Here is an 18,287-nt window from a genome sequence, read left to right on the forward strand (position 1 = left end):
CTCTTTGGTTCCTTCTAGCTTGGCCACAAATACCAGCATGACACCCTTCAGTCATTTGACGGAATTGTACCACATTGTACTACAGTGGTTGCCGCGATTCATCTCAACGTTGAATCAAAGATGACAACGTGAGCCTTCTCGCGGATTAAGGTAAATTAGCGATGCGACCCTAGACTCCCGTAAATCGAAGAATCCGATACCTGCTTATGATCATGTATGACGTTAATCGACCCATCAGGAATGGACTCATGAGGACGCTCTTAAGTTCAGTGACCCTCGCTCTAACTATCATCCTAGTGGGCGGAACGAATCGGGCGATGGCCGGTAAGTTCTTTCAATCTGGTGGAGTGCGAGGCCTCCTCAGCCTCCCTCGTTCTGGTAGCTTTAGCCAAAACAGCTATGAACTCGAAGAACTTGAGGATCTCTGTTCCAATGCGGATCCCGTCATGGCTCTGAATGCGTGTTCTGAGGCGATTCAGCGACAGAATTGTCACCGACAAGACATCCTAGAGCCGGATTTGTTTCCTAAATGCGCGATTCTGTTTGATAACCTCGGTGCTGTTTTAGAGCAAACGGGCCGTTATGAAGAGGCGCTGACGTCCCTACGCTATGCGGCGGAGCTACAACCGACGGATGCTAATATCTGGTATAACCTGGGCGTTGTCTATATCCACTTACACCGCTACCAGCAGGCTCTATATGCGTTTGATAAAGCCGCCGATCTCGATCCTGACGACACTCAGGCTCAAAAGCAAGCCGATTTGCTCCGTGAATTGCTCGATCCCGGTTCTCTTCCGAGAGAGCCTGAGTCAGATTGACGGGTTTTCGGCTTAACCACCACTGCGTTTAGCCGGATACCCCGCCTCGATCAGCAAAGCTACAACCCGCTCAACGACATCCCCTTGAATTTCGAGGCGATTCTCTTTCACGGACCCCCCCGCACCGCATTGGCGTTTGAGGGATTTGAGTAAGGCTTTCAGGGTGTCGGGGTGACTTTGAAAGCCTGTGATCACGGTTACGGTTTTTCCTTTGCGTCCTTTGCGGGTGGGTTGAACTCGCAATTGCTGTTCTTGAGGGGGAAGGTCTGGGGTGGGACGGGCGATCGCATCATCGTTATCGCCGTTATCGCCAAATTCAGAGTAAACGAGACGGTTTTTCATGGGATTTAGGGACTAGGATTTAGGGGCGAGGATTTAGGGGCGAGGTTGAAAGGGTGAGGACTCTGCCATTGTCGTTGCAATTGCCATTAGGTTAGCGAGGCTCAGCGGTTCCTGTCAATCCTGTTAAAGCAGGGACTGAGGATCTCGGGAAAAACGATTGATTTCCTCTTGTAAGTTTTCGACGGACTGTTGTAGGTTGGCTAGATTATCGTTCGTTTGATCGAGAGTCTGACGTAAGTAGTCTGAGGTTTCTTCACTTGAACTCCCCAGTTGCGTGATTTCTTCTCGTATTTTTTGGGCGCTGAGAACTTGTGCTTGAATCCCTTGGTTAATCAGACGAATTCGGGGCGTAATGGCTTGGACATGAGCTTCGGTAAAGGTATTCATTTCATCGACGCCATTGGCGACCGCCACTTGCATCTCCTGAACAATGGGGTTGATGGCCTGAGCGGTGGTACGGGTTTGACTGGCTAAGGCGTTGATTTCTTTGGCGACAATGTTAAAGCCTTGTGCTTCGTGATGCTCTCCTGAACCAATGGCTTGGATTGAGGCGTTAATAGCGAGGAATTTGGTTTGTTTGGCGATATTATCAATGGTACTGGTAATGCGTGTGATACGATTGGCTTGGTCGGCGATCGTCCCCAGTTTCTTGGAGAGGGAAACGCATGATATCCGCAGTTTCTCGAAATCCGCTTCAATTTCGGCGACGGTTTCGCTTAACTCCTGCGATCGCCCGGAAATGGTTTGCGCGGTCTTAATCACTTCCGTGGTAGACTGCATCTGGTGAGTCATCATCGCTTCGAGTTTCTCTCCAGACCGTGTAATCTGAACCGTGAAACGAGTTGATTCTAAAATATCATGTACTAAATTTTTGATGAAATTCAGGCTTTTTTGTAAATCCTGATATAAGGAACGAGCCTGTCGTTTGTACGTTTGAATATACTCAATTCCCAACCCAATTAGAGGCACAAAATAGGCAATTATTTTCAGAAAATGTGCTACATTAAAGGCATGATCAAATAAGGCTGTCGAACCAAAAGTCATATAGGCTTGAGTTGCACCATTAGGAATCGCACTAATAATCAAAGCGTAGGAAAACGGCGTTGGATTACGATAATAAAATTTTGGATAGATCCAAAGTCCAGCCACAATGAATAAAAGCATGGGAATGAAATCCCAAGGGCGAGTTAACAGAGCATCAGGATAGGTTGTTTGAGGTAAAAATTCCTGAGTGGCTGTGAAATAAATTAAAGCATAAGCCAAGAGTCCACAGACACCACTAATAACTAAAATAAACCCCAAATTATCCTTGGGGTTAGTATGTTGATGACTCAGATTTCGATTCAGCAACACGAAGACGCCGATAATCATAATCAGAGCATGAAATAAGCGACAAATTGCCCATGTAAAGGGAACTAAATCCTGCGTCGGGGCCACAACCGTTAATAGGTGATTGGCCGCTAAAGTATGGAAACCATCCATCATCCCCGAGAAAAATAGGGCCACCCCCAACACAGGAGTAATGGGATTACCACGCAAGCTATAGTCCATTAAACTCAACAGAACAATCAACAGGGCCACACAAAACGCACTCCATTCGAGGAGAGTATGGACAAAACTCCCCTCCAGACTATCGTGCATCGCCTCAAACAGTTCTGTGGGAGTCAGTTCAGCCGCCATGTCCGGGGTGAGGACTTCTCCGAAGCTAGAAAAGTCAACCCCAAACAGATTCAGGAAAAGGGGTAAAATACAAATCACCACAACCCCCCAGGTGATACTGGTGGGAATCCGATTTTCGGATTGGGGTAATGTCTCTGACGAGTGAGTTGAAGGACTGGACTCCGTTAATTTAGTCATGAGCATCTCAGTATCGGCATTTTGGGGCAACGAAGCTAGTATCTTTAAGGGAAGCCTTACGTGACGGAATCAATGGCTTCAGTGCTTATGGGTTTTTTAGTTATGAACTATCGAACCGGCAGAGGTAAACAGGCTTTTCTTCAAGGTGTAGCGAGTTGCAGCCTGACCTTTACCACAATCTATTCTAGGTTAGTTCAGGATGGTTCAATTGTCGAACACTCCCAAATGATTTGTCATGTTTTTGATACAACCGCCAGTCTTACTCAGACGGTGATGTCGGTAAAACTTCAAAAATGAAGAGAGTTTCTTCCTCACTGGGAAAGTAAAACCGCTCTTGTAACTGGTTACCTGGAGTTTGGCATTGTTCACCCACACAGAGGACATAGTCTAGGGGAGTTGAGTGGGTTAACATAGCATCTTCGAGGGTATCAAATGTTTGGCCGGGGAAACTGCGGCGACTGCGGTCATCCATGCAGATAGATTGGAACTCAACTTGGGGAAGATGCAGAAAGTAGTAGTGCAAGCGAGTTGAACCCTCGGTGAAAAAGCCAACCCGACTTCCCTCGGGGAAAAACTCAGCCAGGATTTTGAGTCGTTCATCACCATGATAGTTTTCGGCGGGATAGAGGCGATCGCGTCCCCAGTCACTCCGAACCCAATCGCTGGCTTGCAAGTTCCAACCAGTAGGATTATAGCTTGTCAGAATCCTAGCATCCCAGTCATATAACGAGATATAAAAAAGATTCAAGATTGAGGTCAGCGTAATTATAGAAAAAAACAAACTCTCCCGATTTCTAGTGTGAGTTATTCTGGACAAACACTGAGCGACACAAGCGCCAGATGCCGCAAACAAAGGAATTAGCATTCTCATTTTGTACTGAGACCAAGTTGAGGTGAGACAAAATATCAGCAAAAATGAGAGTAATGTTCCTGCTAACCGCTTGCTAAACTTCGGCGGACTCCAAAAACTGATCAGGATCGAGGGAAGAATCAGAATCAGTCCTAATAGTCCAAATCCTGCAAGCGCTTGATGAGGAATAAAGACCAAGCCAAAGGTTTCTCCTGATTGTAATCCAGCCTCTCCAAACAGGGGTTTAAGGACTTGATAGTACGCCTGTTCAATGTGATCAAAAATAGAGACCTTGAAAACGCTATCGACTAAATCGGGAGGGATGGGAGTTGAATCAACAAACTCCAGGATAAAGCGAACTAAGTTCGCGAGTCCTCCTAGTAAACCCTCCTGATTTTTATGGAAGTCCACAAAGCCGCGAGGCCCAGACCAGGTTCCCCAAGCCTGGTGATTATGAATAAATAACCACAGTTGCGACATCACCAGTAGAGGGACTGTTCCTGCAAGCCAGAACCGCCAATGTTGACGAATTTCCCGAATCCATATTTTTAAGCCATATTTTTGGATTAAGGGAATTCCATAAAGGATGAGAAGAGGTAGGGCGATCGCCAAAAAAGTCGTTTTGGCGGCAACACCAAAGAAAAGTCCTAAAATAAGGAGAAAAAGATTGGCTGAAGTGGGCGATGTAAAGAGACGATCTAGAATTAGTAGGCAAAAAATTGTGGCTGAAGCGGTAAAGATATTATTTTTAGCAATCCAGCCCTGAAACATGAGTTGGGGAAGGCTGGCGATTGCAAGAGTGACGGCGATCGCCAGTTTTTCTGAGACATATTTACGAGCGAGGGCATAATTTCCTAAAAGTATGGAGAGATAGGCAAGAAAATTAAAAAATCCAGCTCCCCAATCCGTGTTCCAGCGCAAAAATAGATGAGCTAAGATGTCAGTTCCAACGGGAAAAATAGCCTGATGAATTTGACAAACTCGATCTAACAGCAAAGTCTCCTGTTGTTGGAAAATCGACACCCTAGACAATCCATAACCCACCACATCACGAGACCCCTGGGCCATAACTAGAGCTTTTAGCCCTAAGTAAGCAATTGGAACACCAGAAAAAATAAAAATCAACCTGTATTTTTTACTCATTCTGGCTAAGGCAGAACTTGTCGCTTTTAGCGTATTTTTTTGTCTGGAGACTAGGGAAATACTCAAGATAACCAAGAGTGATTCCCAAAAAAAAGACAGTTGAGGGACTCCTAACAAAAAAGAAAACTGAAAACTAAAAGAGAGGGCGATCAATCCCAAGTTAATCCCGAGAGCTAGGGATTCAGATAAGCGACGACCGGGAGAATGAACAATTAGGAAGCCTCCCAGACAAATCAGGAGAAGTTCCAATAGGGATATAATTTGTGCCATCAAAAACTCTTTTAAAACGTAACTTAGTTTAAAACAGGTATTTTAATTCTGTTTCTAGGGTCAATTCGTTAGCTAATTTGGTAGGCAGACCACCCCTGTTCGAGCATCTGTTGATGTTGAGCGACGATCGCCTCAGCCTCAGGACGTTCAGCAATATTGACCGTCTCACCGGGATCGTCAACATGGTCATATAACATCCGAGCCCAAACAAACCCATCATCATTCGTCCACTCGGTATATCGATAGCGATCGCTCTTGACAGAATGCCCCCCATTGTAATAACTGAAAACCGCTTCCTTCCAAGGTAAATTTGGGTTTTCTAACAACGGTACAAAACTACTCCCCTCTAAATGATCCGGTTTTTCTAACCCAGATAAATCACAGAGAGAGGGATAAATATCCACAAACTCCACTAACGCATCCGTCCGCTGTCCTGCCGGGATTCCTGGCCCTCGGACAATCATAGGCGCGTGTAGCGAGGTTTCAAAGTTAGCGTGTTTGCACCACAAGCCATGTTCCCCGAGTTGCCAGCCATGATCTCCCCAGAGAATCACAATGGTATTGTCCGCGAGTTCGAGGCGATCAAGGGCATCGAGAATCTGCCCCACGAGCGCATCGGCATAACTGGTAGCGGCATAATAGCCGTGAATCAAATTCAGAGCCATCTCATCGGAGACCGGCCCCTCAGCGGGAATCCCATAGTAGTTGCGGAGTTCTCCCCAATTATGTAACGCTGCATCTGGCGCACCAGCGGGACGAAAGGGGTTATCAGCCAGGCTCAAGTTTTCCCGTTGATAGAGGTCCCAATAGGGGGTTGGGGAGTTAAACGGGAGATGCGGGCGAAAGAGTCCAGTAGCAAGAAAGAAGGGGGCGTGACCATCTTGGAGACGCTCTAACGTGCGGACCGTGCGATCGGCGATTTGCCCATCTGTGTAGATGTTATCCGCCACATTGGCCATTTCAAACGGAGGTCCATAGGTTCCTCCGTGGGCCTCAACAATAGCTCGGTTTTCTGGCGTGACATAGGATTCTAGCCCCCACATTCCCCGAGGCCGCCAGGGTTCTTCGAGCCAACTGTCCGCGTCATCCTCAATAACGTGATAGATTTTGCCGTAGGAAATCGTCCGATAGCCCTTGTCCTTAAACCAGAGAGGTAAACTGGGTTCATTGGGCATATCTTCGTCTTTACGAGCTTGATAATCACTGCCAAAGCGAGTCGAAGTGGCTCTAGCCCCAGCCAGGGTACTGGCCCGAGAGGCCCCACAAATGGGAACTTGGCAATAGGCTCGTTCAAAGAGGGTTCCTTCGGCGGCCAGGCGATCAATATTCGGGGAGACCATCTCACGACGTCCGTAGCAGTTGAGTTGTGGACGTAGATCATCGATGAGTAGGACAAGGATATTGGGATAGTTGGTACGACCAATACGACCTCGATTCTGGTTATGAGACGTGCGGCGATCGCCGCAACCATGCAGAAGATTTCCTCCTGCACCAACAGCCGTTGCTGCAACCAGTCCGTTAATTAGACGACGACGGGTAATCATAGACATTCAGACTCGGGGATGCTTGAAAAACTGGGACCTAAAAAACTGGGACCTAAAAAACTGGGACCCAAAAAACTGGGACCAAGGAGCCAACCTCAGTCCCAGCTCGCTACAGAAGCCTACTCAGGGGTATTTTGCAAATCGGGGCGTTCCTCATCCACGATCGCCCCCTCAACGGGACAAACTTGCAGACAAATCCCGCAATCGATACAAGTCGAAAAGTCAATCCAGTACCAGGCGGTTCCCTTTTTGTTCTTACCCGGTCCATCATGGATACAAGCCACGGGACAGGCTTCAACACAATCGGCAACGCCTTCGCAGGTGTTGGTGACAATCGTATGGGACATCAGGTTCTCCTTAACTCGGTATCAACAGCCCGATGCTGAGATGGATTAGATAGCATCGGTCTCCTCATGTCATGGTTAATTCATGGTGAATGGGAGGTAGTTACCATTGTGACGGATCGCGAGTCGTCGTGCTTCTGGTGATTTCCTTCAGACTCACCAAGTGGGAGGGGTCTGCATTGGTATCGTGAAGATAGTCAAGATTCTACCCCTCAACCGTAACCCCATGGCCAAAACTGCGATCGTTCTCCTCTCAGGCGGCTTAGACTCCTCCACCGTACTCTATCAAGCCCAAGCCGACGGCTACACCTGTCACGCCATCTCCTTTGACTACCAACAGCGACATCGCCGGGAACTCGATGCGGCCCACGCGATCGCCCAAGCCGCCGCAGTCCGAACCCATCAAGTCGTGCAATTCGACCTCAGCCAATGGGGAGGATCTGCCCTAACCGATAGTAGCCTAGACTTGCCCGGCGATCGCAGCCTGGCGGACATGGCCCAAGACATCCCCATCACCTACGTTCCCGCCCGTAACACCATCTTCCTCAGCTTCGCCCTAGCCCTGGCCGAAGTCCAACAGGCCGAACGCATCTACATCGGCGTCAACGCCCTCGACTATTCCGGCTATCCCGACTGTCGGCCCGACTATATCCAGGCCATGCAAGAGGCCTTCCGCCTAGGAACCAAACAAGGACGAGAAGGAACCCCCATCATCATTCAAACCCCCCTCATCAACCTCAAAAAAACCGAAATCATCCAACTGGGAAATCAACTCGGCGTTCCCTGGGAGAAAACCTGGTCCTGCTACGCCGGTGGTGAGGTCGCCTGTGGCGTCTGTGACTCCTGCCAACTGCGACGGGCCGCCTTTGATTCCCTCAACCTCACCGATCCCATTCCCTACGCCCAGTGAACATCCCCATAATCCTCAGGGGGCGATCGCTTTCTCAAAGTTTCTTTACAATTGAACTTAGAGCGCCAAACAGTGCCAAGCGCGATCGCCCACATCAACAAGGAGGATGTCATCTCGTGGTCGAACAAACTCGACAAAACTGGGACTTCCGACGATTCCTCGATACTCTAGGTTTTTTCGGAGAAATCCCCTTTATCGGCAGTTTCACCTGGCTGCAAAAATTACTTGGTATGAAAGACGACGCCATCTTAAAGAGTCCCAACAGCCCCGGAGTTGTTCTCGTCGCCGGCGCCACCGGAGGCGTGGGGAAACGAGTCGTACAACGACTGCACCAGCAGGGGATTCCCGTGCGCGGCCTAGTCCGTAACGCCCAACGAGGGCGAGAACTCCTCGGGGATGAGGTGGATCTCGTCGAAGCCGATATCACCCTTCCCGAAACCCTCAATGCGCGAGTCTTCGAGAACGTCCGCGCCGTCATTTGCTGCACCGGAACCCGAGTGCAACCCGTCGAAGGAGACACCCCCAGCCGCGAGAAATACTATCAAGGGGTGAAATTCTACCTGCCCGAAGTCGCCGAAACCCCAGAATACATTGAGTATCAGGGGGTGAAAAACCTCGTCAACGCCGCAAAACCCTATCTAAAACAGCGGCAAAACGAAAAAATGATATTTGACTTCAGACAGCCCCTCCCCAACTTCAACAGCCTCTGGGGCGCCGTTGATGATGTGGTCATGGGCGGGGTGAGTGAAAGTGGTATCCGCCAAATTTCCGGCGCGGCCCTGTTTGAGGGCAACGTCTCAACCGCCAACTCAGGGGGGTTTGCCTCCGTGCGAACCCGTCCGCTGGACCAACCCTTGGACTTATCGGCCTATGAGGGAATTGAACTACGAGTTCGCGGCGATGGCAACCGCTATAAATTCATCCTCCGAGGCGATGACCGTTGGGATGGTGTCAGTTACTGTTACTCCTTCGACACCGTCTATAACATCTGGATGACCGTGCGGATTCCCTTTGCGGAGTTAATCCCCAATTTCCGCACCAAAACCATTGAAACAGCAGACCCCTTCCCCGCCGGAACGGTCACCGCGTTTCAGTTGATGTTGAGTAAATTTGAGTATGACGGCGAACTCAATCCCACCTTTTCAGCGGGAGGCTTCCGTTTGGAACTTGAAACCATGAAAGCCTACGGGGGACCGCCGTTACCGCAATTTATCATGATCAGTTCCGCCGGGGTGACTCGTCCCGGAAAACCGGGCTTAAACCTAGAAGACGAACCCCCAGCGGTGCGGATGAACGACCAACTCGGCGGGATTCTCACCTGGAAGCTGGCGGGAGAAGATAGTGTGCGCGAGAGTGGCGTTCCCTATACGATTGTCCGTCCCTGCGCCCTCACGGAAGCGCCGGGTGGCAAGGCCTTAGAACGCGATCGCGGTGACACGATGAAAGGCCAATGTTCCCGCAACGACATCGCCCAACTCTGTATTGATCTCCTCAACGCACCCGAAGACACCAATACCACCTTTGAGGTGAGGGAGAAAGGATAGGGAACAGGCAAGAGGCAAAAGAAGGGAACACCGGAACACCGGAACAGGAGAACGAGTAGGGGCGAAAAATTTTTCGCCCCTACCGTCTATTACTCTTGCCTCTTGCCTCTTGCCTCTTGCCTCTTGCCTTTTGCCTTTTGCCTTTTGCCTCTTGCCTTTTTTGCCTCTTGCCTCTTGCCTTTTGCCGTCCCCCCCATGCTATCCTAGTGAGGTTGTCAAAATTTCGCACATTTGGCGTTTCGGGTGTTTCTGACGGGACGAGAGTTCCTCAGGAATCAAACGCTGGATGGAGGAAAAACCCGAAAATACGGAGATTTCAAGTTTTATGGCAGTTATTACACTGGCTCAACTCCTCGAATGTGGAGTTCACTTTGGACACCAGACTCGTCGCTGGAACCCTCGGATGTCGCAGTACATCTTTACCGATCGCAACGGGGTTCACATCATCGACCTGGTGCAGACGGCACAACTGCTCGAAGATGCCTACGATTACCTGCGTTCAGCAGCCGAAGCGGGCAAAAAATTCCTGTTTGTGGGAACCAAACGCCAAGCGGCCGCGATTATCGCCCAAGAAGCCGATCGCTGTGGGGCGTACTACGTCAACCAACGGTGGTTGGGGGGAATGCTCACCAACTGGACGACGATTAAAACTCGTGTCGAACGCCTCAAAGAACTAGAGAACCTCGAAGAATCTGGGAACTTGGATCTGCGTCCCAAGAAAGAGGGGGCCATGTTGCGCCGGGAACTGTTTAAACTGCGCAAATATCTTGGTGGGATTAAGGGAATGCGTAAAGTTCCCGATATCGTCATCTTGGTGGACCAACGCCGGGAATACACCGCCGTTCAGGAATGCCACAAACTCGATCTGCCCATCGTGTCTCTGTTGGATACCAACTGTGATCCCGATGCCGTCGATGTTCCCATTCCCGCTAACGACGATGCCATCCGATCGATTAAGCTAATATTGGGCAAACTGGCCGACGCAATTTACGAAGGTCGTCATGGTGAACTCGATTCTCTGTCTGAGGATGATTATGACGATTACAGCGTCGATGATTTCGAGGATGACGAGGTAGAATCCGACGAGACCTCTGATGATGTCTCCGACGAGACCTCTGATGAGACTCCGGATGAGACCCCGGATGAGACCCCGGATGAGACCCCGGATGAGACCTCGGATGACACTGAGGAGAAATCCAAAGCCAGCCAATCCACTGACAGCCAAGAGGCTGAACCCGTGGCTCAAGCCGCTCAAACAGCCCAGTCTGAGGAAGAATAAGAGCTTCCCTTGTACGTGTAGCACAAACGACAGAAACAGAAGCAATCATGGCGCAAATTTCAGCAAAAGACGTTAAGGAACTGCGCGATAAGACGGGCGCAGGGATGATGGACTGCAAAAAGGCTCTCAGCGAGAGTGGCGGCGATTCCGAGAAAGCCATTGAGTGGCTTCGTCAAAAAGGGATGGCTTCCGCGAACAAAAAAGAGGGCCGTGTTGCTGCCGAGGGATTAGTCGGAAGCTACATCCACACGGGTGGACGAGTGGGCGTTCTGATTGAAATCAACTGTGAAACGGACTTCGTGGCTCGCCGCGAGGAGTTTCAAGACCTTGTGCGCAACATTGCCATGCAAGTCGCGGCTTGCCCCAATGTGGAGTATGTCCGGGTTGAGGACATCCCGGCAGAAATCGCCGAGAAGGAGAAATCCATCGAAATGGGCCGCGATGACTTAGCTGGGAAGCCCGAAAACATCCGCGAGAAAATCGTGGAAGGTCGGATTGGCAAACGGCTCAAGGAATTGGCCTTGTTGGAACAACCCTATATCCGGGATACCAACATCACCGTCGATGAACTGGTGAAACAAATGGTGGCTCAGTTGGGTGAAAACATCCGCGTGCGTCGTTTTGTGCGCTTTGTTCTCGGTGAAGGTATCGAGAAAGAAGAGAGCGATTTCGCCGCTGAAGTGGCCGCTCAAGCCAATGTGGGCAAAAACTAACCCATTCCGCTAACGTATGAGGGTTCAGGAGACGTGTGTTGCTTCTGAACCCTCTTGTTTCGGGGGGATGGCTAGATCATGGGGGAGATGATGAGATGACTGGATCAACGGAACGACTCTATCAGACGTTGGAGCGTTTAAAGGGAGAGTTGTCGCAACTGTCAGAGACGTTTGAGGACACCTACCGCGAATACATCACGGCGTTAGCGAACGCGGTGCAGCATCAACTGATCTTGGCAACCTATCACCTTTGTACTCAAGGCTATCCTGAGGCGTTTTTATCTCTGTCATTTTCTCAGCGACAGGCGTTGCAACTGAAAATTCGTCAGTTGGCGAAACAGGTTGAACCCTCGATGTTGCAGTCGTTCTATCGCTGTACGGCTGAGGTGATGCAGGAAGCTCGTACGGCGACCACCTCTTCGCCATCGCCGTCAGCTGCTTCGATGACGTCAACGACTGACGAGGACGATGAGGATGAGTCGGAGGAGTTTGGGACGATTAGTGAGAGTGATCAGGCGGCGTTGGAGGCTTTTGCGGAAGAGTTTGAGTTACCCGATGATTTATTTAGTCGTGTGGGCCTGCAACGTTTGTCGATGGGGGACGATGATGAGGTTCCTTTTATGGAAACGGACAGTCCCGAGGCGTCGGGTCCAGATTTATTTGATTTGCAGGATAAGGAGAATTTACCCTCCTTGTCTGACTATGATCCGATGACTCCTGAACTGATCGCCAGTTGGCAACGTACTGTAGAACAGGGCGTTTCGCGGGTGTTGTCGCAGTTATCGCAACGGGTGAATCGTCTGTTGCAAAGTCGGGGAATTTTGCCCGCAACGGTTCCGCCGAAGCTGGTTCAGGCGGCGACTCAGGTGGATGCAACGGCGGAGACGACAACCAATGTGCCGAATTTGTTGAAGTTATTGGTCGAAACTGAGTCGGGGGATGAGTCTCGATCGCAGGTGGCCCAGTTGTTAGCGGTTCGCTTACGGCTGTCGGATATTGAGTTTGCGGACCCGACTCTGAAGACGTGGCGCGATCGCCTACGGGAGTTATCCTCGCAATTGGTTAAGGTGGGACGCAGTTATCATGAAAAACAACGACAACGAGCGGTGATTGAGGCGGAGTCGGCCTGGCGATCGAGTTGGTTTGAGGAGGAGGATTAGCGGCGATTTAGGAGTCCTGGGGACGTGGTCGCGTGATCTCTATGGTAATGCGACCGCCAAAGTCCCGAATGGGAGCGGCGGGTTTGCTGAGGCGGACTCGGACTTGCTGGACTTTCTCTAGGGTTAAGAGGGAGTCGGCGATCGCGCCGGCCAGTCGTTCAACGAGGGCAAATTTCTCGGTTTTGATAATGTCTTTGACTTGGGCGATCGCCTGGCGATAGTCCAATGTATCCTCAATGGCATCACTTTGACTCGCCCCCTGCAAGTCGAGCCACAAGCTTAAATCCACCTCAAACCACTGGCCTAAAACCTGTTCCTCGGCTAAAAATCCGGTGTAGCCATAACAGCGAATTTGTGAGAGTTCAATACAATCCATAACCGCCTTTTTTTGTCTTGACAATTTAGCATAAAAATGCTTTGAGATGAGCTATTTAGCCGTTTCCATCGTCCTGGTTTCTTCCACGGCTGGACTCGCTTTACTAATCGCTTGCAGCAATAAGTAATTTAACATAGTCCGCACGGCAATAATCGCCGCCAAACGAGCAATATCATCCCAACGACTCGAAATCATCGTCTTGAGAATCGTTGCCCCAATCAAGAAACTCAGAGCCAGCGAAAACGAATATCCCATCACCAAACGACCCCGTTGAAAGGCCTCAGTGGTTTGGGGTCTAAAAAGCGCGTCTTTGAGATAAATCACCAATGCCCGAGTGACGCCAATGGCAATCACAAACAAGGCCAACAGTTGACAAAACCCCGTTAAAATTCCATTCAGGGAAATTACAAATCCCGATAGTTCCGCCTCAATTCCATCTAAGAGCATTCTCTAAGTTCCATTCGTCATTGTTTATTGCGGCTTGGGTCAACGTGGGACTGCTGAGAATCGAGGAATTTCCCGCATTGTTATGATTTTTTGCCAATCAGCCAATAGGATTTCATATCCCCTCGTCCTTTCAGGGCAATCATACCCCGTTCCTGGAAAGTATAGCGTTCTTTTAGGCGCTCGTAGGTGGCTTCCGTGACCTGGATTTTGCCCGGTTCCCCATGAGACTCCATGCGAGAGGCCACATTGACCGTATCCCCCCATAAATCATAAATAAACTTGTGGGTTCCGATGACCCCAGCCACCACAGTACCGCTATTGATGCCCAGACGAATCTGAAATTCCTCGGGATATTGATGTTGGACATCATCGACCGAGTCCAACATGGCTAAGGCCATATCGGCGATCGCCTCAGCATGATCTGCACGAGGAATCGGTAAGCCTCCAGCCACCATATAAGCATCGCCAATGGTTTTGATTTTTTCAAGTCCTAGTTTTTCGGCGATCGCATCAAACTCCGAGAAAATCTGATTGAGAAGATTCACCACTTCAACGGGAGTTAAACGCAACGATAAGGGGGTAAAGCCTACAATATCGGCAAACAAAATCGTAACATCATCAAACAACTCAGCGATCGCCCCTTCGTCCACCTTCAAGCGAGCGGCGATCGACTCAGGTAACACGTTCAACAACAGGCGTTCGACGGTTTCGCGTTCCTGGCCCAAAGCAGCGGCATTTTTCTCCAAATCCTCCAACATCCCATTAATCGAAGCTCCCAAATCACTGAGTTCATCGGTACCGGGAGTTGAGACACGTAAGGTTAAATCACTACTCTTCCCAATCTCAGACACCGCCTCACTCAAACGAGCCAAACGCCGCAGCACCAAACGCTCCAGAAGAATCACCGTCAGAACCCCAAAGACTCCCCCCACCAAAAGCAACGACCCTAGTAAATAGCCTAACGCCTGCCGTCCCTCTCGATAAACATCCCGAGGCATGGTTACCTCCAGCAAAAGCTGAGGCGTACCATGGATATCGCGAACCCAGTGATATCCGGCCAGTTCCTGTTGGTTGAGTGGCTCAATCACCGGCTGATTAGGTTCCTCCCGCAATTGGCGGGCCATCGCCTGTAACACGCTGGAGTTCTCCACAGCCGAGAGACGGTGAAACCGAACCTGTAACTGGACTTCTTCGGCTAACTCCTGTACCTGAGACTCATCCCAAGGTCGTAGCATGATCACGGTCCCCGGCATCGAACCACGGCCATCACTGGTTAAGATAGGACGGGAGGACACCAGTAGCGTCTCCTCGGGAAGAACCCAAAATCCCGCCGTTAGACTATGGGGACTGTCATGATCGAGCAGGGGATGGTCTGGGGTGAGTCGTTCGAGCCAACTAGCCGGCAGAGGTTGCCCGGATTCGCCCGGTAACTCAAAGCTCTGACCGGCTTTGACCTCCCCTTCACGGTCCATTAAAAGCAACCCCCTCAGTTGCAAGTTTGTCAAGACCGTATCGGTGATGTTCTCCTGAAAAAATTGCTCATTCTCCCCGGTCATGAAATCATGCATGGCATCCCAGTTGGACCAGTCTCCCGTCACGAGGTTGAGTTGAGCAACTTTTTGCCTTAAGGCATTCTCAACTCGTTGGATATCTTGGGTCGCATTTTTACGTTCTAAGGCCCAAAAACTACGGAGGAGAATTACCGAGAGACTACCATAGAGGATGGCAATTAGCCCGAGCAAACTACAGCTTATTAGAATCAGGGTTTTTTGATACAGTTTCATGTTTTGCGAACGCAAGGAATAACCCAGTTCAGCTTATTGCGGAAGGGACAAGACTCAATAACTTGGTTTTTGGGATTGGTCATTTCAATGGTTATTTCAACCCCAATTCAGGGAAGTTAACTCGCCAATAAAACCAATAATTCAACCCCAAACTCATCCTCAAACAACTCTTTTTTGTAATTGAGACTCCAACGTTCCAAATCACAAGAATCTCCAACCTCTTTAGGATAGAGTAACAAATTCATCTGTTTCGAGTCCGGGCGATAGTCACAGCGGACTTTGCTGATGGCCCCGAGTTGGCGGCGATCGAGGGCGATCGCCAACCGCATCAAACCACTCAACTGACGAACCAGGAGGCGATCGCCACTGGACAAATTCGCATAGGGTTCATGCTTTTTCTTCGGCGCACTCTTGCGGTGATAACGAGCTAAATTCGCAATCACCTCAATCTCTAATTCCGTAAATCCGAGCAATTCCCCATGACGAATCAAATAATAGGAATGCTTATGATGCGCCGAATGACTAATATAAAGACCGCAGTTGTGGAGTAACGTCGCCACCCACAATAACTCTCGCTCCGTCTCACCCCACTCATGCAGCACTCCCTGAGTTTGGTCAAACAAACTCACTGCAAACTCCGCCGTGCGTTCAGCATAGGGCAAATCCACATGATACTTTTTAGCAATCTTGCGGGTACTGCGTTCACGAACCGAACTTTGATAACAGAGTTTATCCTCAATCAAGCCCCGATTGAGCATCCAATCGACAATCATGCCCTCCCGTAAAGCCCGCTCACAAATAATCAGTTCATCGACGCCCAACAGAGACATCGCCTCATGGAGAATCACCGCCCCCGCCACAATAATCTCAGCGCGACGTTCCACCATTCCTGGAATATCGAGTCGTTCCTCATAACTACTCTTGCGGAGTTTTTTGAGCAGTTTATGGAGATGCTTAAAACTGAGAACATAGCCATTGAGGGGACTGGGAACCCCACCTAAATTGTCGATCGCATCCATCGTGGCCAACGCCTCAATGGTTCCCGAGGTTCCCACCATGCGCAACGTTTCCCCCGGCTGCACCTTAGCCAACACCTCCTCAACCGGACGTTCAAGCATTCCCTGCACATAGGCTTCGAGGGCGGTGTAATCTTTATCCTCAATGGGGTCACTATGGACATACTGGGCCGACAGACGCACCGCCCCCACCTTCGTACTACTGAGGCTGCGGGGTTCCTGGCCATCACCGAGAATCAACTCCGTCGAACCGCCGCCAATATCAATCACCACATGAGGCTGACGGGCCAACTCCATCCCCGACAACACCCCGAGATAAATCCGTCGCGCCTCTTCAGGCCCCGAAATGAGATTAATCGACAAATTCAACTCATCCCGCACCCGTTGAATAAACTCTTGGCCATTGGGGGCTTCCCGCGTCGCACTGGTGGCTACAGCGACAATCTCATCCGCCGCGAGACTGTTGGCAATTTTTTGGTAGCGTCGTAGCGTCTCGACTGAACGCTCAATAATCTCCGGTTTGAGATGTCCTGTTTCGAGATCGCAGTCCCCCAAACGGACAGTTTCCTTTTCTCGCGTAATAATGGTGAAAGCCGGGAGTTCCGGCTGAATCTGAACCACAACCATGTGAATGGAGTTAGTGCCGATATCGATCGCAGCCAAAACGTAGTTAGAACGGACCGAAACCCCCGCAGGGCGAGCCTGCATCCGAATGGCATTGCTCAGCGGTGTGGTGTCTGTCATGACCAAATCCTCAAAACTAGGACGTTTTCCTCAGTATCCGCGAGAACACGTCCGACAACAAATAGGTTGATTCTATCGTGGCTGGGGGGAGTCCCCCGTCTTGACGGCTCGAAAACTTAGGAGTACAAACAGTGCAACTTGTTTTGATGATATCTCGTCTTGTGCCATCAGTCTTTGGGCGAGTCTTTGGGCAAGTCTTTGGGCAAGTCTTTGGGCGAGTCTACGATTATGTCCCTTGCCTGTGCGACCGGTGCATCTTAAGAGCGTAAACGTGTTTGACAGCGACGAACTGACGGTTACTCGAATCCAAGGTCCCGACGATCTCTTTGACGTGCGGGGACAGTTGTTGCGTAAAACCAATCCCCTACGTAGCAAAATTCTGATTTTTTCCACGATTTATCGCCAGTTCGATTTTAGCGATCGCGACTGGATGGCCCTGAAAGCCCAGGAACTCGACGAACTGTTACGTAATCTCTTCGAGGCTTGTCCGACGTTAGACGAACTCGATACCCGTCTCCATCGCACGGCCCGCAACCTCGATGGCGTTGAGGAGAATCTCAACGCCGCCGATTTGCTGGTTCGGTGTTTGACGCGCTTTTATGTGCAAGCGGTGGGCGATCGCTCTCAGGAAAGTTCTCAGGGGAGTTCTCAGGAGAGTTCTCAGGATCTCGTAGCGGAGTTTGAGTCTCCCCCAGAAGACATCGGCTTTGGCAATCATATTACCGATAGTCCCGCCTTGCAGATGGACTCTGAAAGAGCCTCAGAGCCAGACCTAGAAGACGATGAGAGCGACAATAGCCTCTTTTTTGGCATGACCTTCAATCGAGCGGCTAACCCGCCTGTATCGCCCGCACAGGAGCCGGAACCCGTCTTACCGGCCGCCCCCAATCCAGCCTACTCACCGGCCACCAGTTCACCTCGTCTGAGCGATCGCCTGCTGCAACATCTGGCCACCACCGATGAAGTTCAGGATCTGATTCGGCGATCGAGTAAAGATCTCACCGAGGCGATCGCCCAAAGCATCACGGACCTGGAAATGAACCTAGAAGCCACTTGCGCTCATATCGACCCCCAAGAGCAACTACGCATCAAACATGAAGCCGTCAGCAGCCTCCTCAACGACGTACGTTTGAACCTCAATCGCAT

At 50.3% G+C, this 18,287-nt stretch carries 15 protein-coding genes and 1 pseudogene; 7 read left to right on the forward strand and 9 right to left on the reverse strand.

Annotated features, from left to right (window positions below; all coding sequences use genetic code 11):
* Positions 1–248: 248 nt before the first annotated feature.
* Entirely contained in the window at positions 249–818 is a 570-nt protein-coding gene (locus R6U67_RS13580; RefSeq protein ID WP_410253044.1) for a tetratricopeptide repeat protein, read from the forward strand.
* A 12-nt stretch (positions 819–830) separates the two neighbouring features.
* On the opposite strand, the gene R6U67_RS13585 is transcribed toward R6U67_RS13580, so the two are convergent.
* From R6U67_RS13585 to R6U67_RS13605, 5 genes are all read right to left on the reverse strand, one after another.
* A complete protein-coding gene (locus tag R6U67_RS13585) occupies positions 831–1,160 on the reverse strand; it encodes a translation initiation factor (protein ID WP_410253045.1) in 330 nt (109 codons plus the stop codon).
* A 123-nt stretch (positions 1,161–1,283) separates the two neighbouring features.
* Positions 1,284–3,017 carry a methyl-accepting chemotaxis protein gene (locus R6U67_RS13590; RefSeq protein WP_410253046.1) on the reverse strand — a complete coding sequence of 578 codons (1,734 nt, stop codon included), beginning with the start codon at positions 3,015–3,017 and terminating at the stop codon, positions 1,284–1,286.
* Positions 3,018–3,276: 259 nt separating this feature from the next.
* Entirely contained in the window at positions 3,277–4,935 is a 1,659-nt protein-coding gene (locus R6U67_RS13595) for a hypothetical protein (protein WP_410253047.1), read from the reverse strand.
* Positions 4,936–5,348: 413 nt separating this feature from the next.
* On the reverse strand, positions 5,349–6,830 hold the full coding sequence (locus R6U67_RS13600; protein ID WP_410253048.1) for a sulfatase: 1,482 nt from the start codon (positions 6,828–6,830) through the stop codon (positions 5,349–5,351).
* Between the two features lie 113 nt (positions 6,831–6,943).
* The gene (locus R6U67_RS13605) at positions 6,944–7,171 is read right to left on the reverse strand and encodes an indolepyruvate ferredoxin oxidoreductase subunit alpha (protein ID WP_068787621.1); all 228 of its coding nucleotides are present in this window, start codon (positions 7,169–7,171) and stop codon (positions 6,944–6,946) included.
* 223 nt (positions 7,172–7,394) lie between these two features.
* Here R6U67_RS13605 and queC point away from each other — a divergent pair, with 223 nt between their 5' ends.
* The 5 genes from queC (at position 7,395) to R6U67_RS13630 (ending at position 12,774) form a co-directional block, all read left to right on the forward strand.
* Complete coding sequence (gene queC / locus R6U67_RS13610) at positions 7,395–8,078, forward strand: 7-cyano-7-deazaguanine synthase QueC (RefSeq protein ID WP_410253056.1); 684 nt, start codon at positions 7,395–7,397, stop codon at positions 8,076–8,078.
* Between the two features lie 116 nt (positions 8,079–8,194).
* Complete coding sequence (locus R6U67_RS13615; RefSeq protein ID WP_410253049.1) at positions 8,195–9,622, forward strand: CIA30 family protein; 1,428 nt, start codon at positions 8,195–8,197, stop codon at positions 9,620–9,622.
* 325 nt (positions 9,623–9,947) lie between these two features.
* Complete coding sequence (rpsB, locus tag R6U67_RS13620) at positions 9,948–10,901, forward strand: 30S ribosomal protein S2 (protein ID WP_410253050.1); 954 nt, start codon at positions 9,948–9,950, stop codon at positions 10,899–10,901.
* A 47-nt stretch (positions 10,902–10,948) separates the two neighbouring features.
* A complete protein-coding gene (gene tsf / locus R6U67_RS13625; RefSeq protein ID WP_087707468.1) occupies positions 10,949–11,614 on the forward strand; it encodes a translation elongation factor Ts in 666 nt (221 codons plus the stop codon).
* A 95-nt stretch (positions 11,615–11,709) separates the two neighbouring features.
* The gene (locus R6U67_RS13630; protein ID WP_410253051.1) at positions 11,710–12,774 is read left to right on the forward strand and encodes a hypothetical protein; all 1,065 of its coding nucleotides are present in this window, start codon (positions 11,710–11,712) and stop codon (positions 12,772–12,774) included.
* 7 nt (positions 12,775–12,781) lie between these two features.
* Here the strand turns inward: R6U67_RS13630 and folB are convergent, their stop codons facing one another.
* The 4 genes from folB to R6U67_RS13650 form a co-directional block, all read right to left on the reverse strand.
* Positions 12,782–13,150, reverse strand: a complete 369-nt coding sequence (folB, locus tag R6U67_RS13635) for a dihydroneopterin aldolase (protein ID WP_410253052.1) — start codon at positions 13,148–13,150, stop codon at positions 12,782–12,784.
* A 51-nt stretch (positions 13,151–13,201) separates the two neighbouring features.
* Positions 13,202–13,597, reverse strand: a complete 396-nt coding sequence (locus R6U67_RS13640; RefSeq protein WP_410253053.1) for a DUF1622 domain-containing protein — start codon at positions 13,595–13,597, stop codon at positions 13,202–13,204.
* A gap of 80 nt (positions 13,598–13,677) precedes the next feature.
* Entirely contained in the window at positions 13,678–15,381 is a 1,704-nt protein-coding gene (locus tag R6U67_RS13645) for an adenylate/guanylate cyclase domain-containing protein (RefSeq protein WP_410253054.1), read from the reverse strand.
* Positions 15,382–15,497: 116 nt separating this feature from the next.
* The gene (locus R6U67_RS13650; protein ID WP_410253055.1) at positions 15,498–17,141 is read right to left on the reverse strand and encodes a Ppx/GppA phosphatase family protein; all 1,644 of its coding nucleotides are present in this window, start codon (positions 17,139–17,141) and stop codon (positions 15,498–15,500) included.
* A 271-nt stretch (positions 17,142–17,412) separates the two neighbouring features.
* Here R6U67_RS13650 and R6U67_RS13655 point away from each other — a divergent pair.
* Positions 17,413–18,287, forward strand: a pseudogene (locus R6U67_RS13655) (hypothetical protein); the annotation flags it as partial.

The sequence above is a fragment of the Sodalinema sp. genome, from assembly GCF_046483825.1.
In the GTDB taxonomy this organism is placed as follows: domain Bacteria; phylum Cyanobacteriota; class Cyanobacteriia; order Cyanobacteriales; family Geitlerinemataceae; genus Sodalinema.

Bases quoted from the DNA above. Each gene is read 5' to 3' on its own strand.
- R6U67_RS13580 (WP_410253044.1), top strand. From the start codon at position 249: ATGAGGACGCTCTTAAGTTCAGTGACCCTCGCTCTAACTATCATCCTA.
- R6U67_RS13585 (WP_410253045.1), bottom strand. From the start codon at position 1,160: ATGAAAAACCGTCTCGTTTACTCTGAATTTGGCGATAACGGCGATAAC.
- R6U67_RS13590 (WP_410253046.1), bottom strand. From the start codon at position 3,017: ATGACTAAATTAACGGAGTCCAGTCCTTCAACTCACTCGTCAGAGACA.
- R6U67_RS13595 (WP_410253047.1), bottom strand. From the start codon at position 4,935: ATGGCCCAGGGGTCTCGTGATGTGGTGGGTTATGGATTGTCTAGGGTG.
- R6U67_RS13600 (WP_410253048.1), bottom strand. From the start codon at position 6,830: ATGTCTATGATTACCCGTCGTCGTCTAATTAACGGACTGGTTGCAGCA.
- R6U67_RS13605 (WP_068787621.1), bottom strand. From the start codon at position 7,171: ATGTCCCATACGATTGTCACCAACACCTGCGAAGGCGTTGCCGATTGT.
- queC (WP_410253056.1), top strand. From the start codon at position 7,395: ATGGCCAAAACTGCGATCGTTCTCCTCTCAGGCGGCTTAGACTCCTCC.
- rpsB (WP_410253050.1), top strand. From the start codon at position 9,948: ATGGCAGTTATTACACTGGCTCAACTCCTCGAATGTGGAGTTCACTTT.
- tsf (WP_087707468.1), top strand. From the start codon at position 10,949: ATGGCGCAAATTTCAGCAAAAGACGTTAAGGAACTGCGCGATAAGACG.
- R6U67_RS13630 (WP_410253051.1), top strand. From the start codon at position 11,710: ATGACTGGATCAACGGAACGACTCTATCAGACGTTGGAGCGTTTAAAG.
- folB (WP_410253052.1), bottom strand. From the start codon at position 13,150: ATGGATTGTATTGAACTCTCACAAATTCGCTGTTATGGCTACACCGGA.
- R6U67_RS13640 (WP_410253053.1), bottom strand. From the start codon at position 13,597: ATGCTCTTAGATGGAATTGAGGCGGAACTATCGGGATTTGTAATTTCC.
- R6U67_RS13645 (WP_410253054.1), bottom strand. From the start codon at position 15,381: ATGAAACTGTATCAAAAAACCCTGATTCTAATAAGCTGTAGTTTGCTC.
- R6U67_RS13650 (WP_410253055.1), bottom strand. From the start codon at position 17,141: ATGACAGACACCACACCGCTGAGCAATGCCATTCGGATGCAGGCTCGC.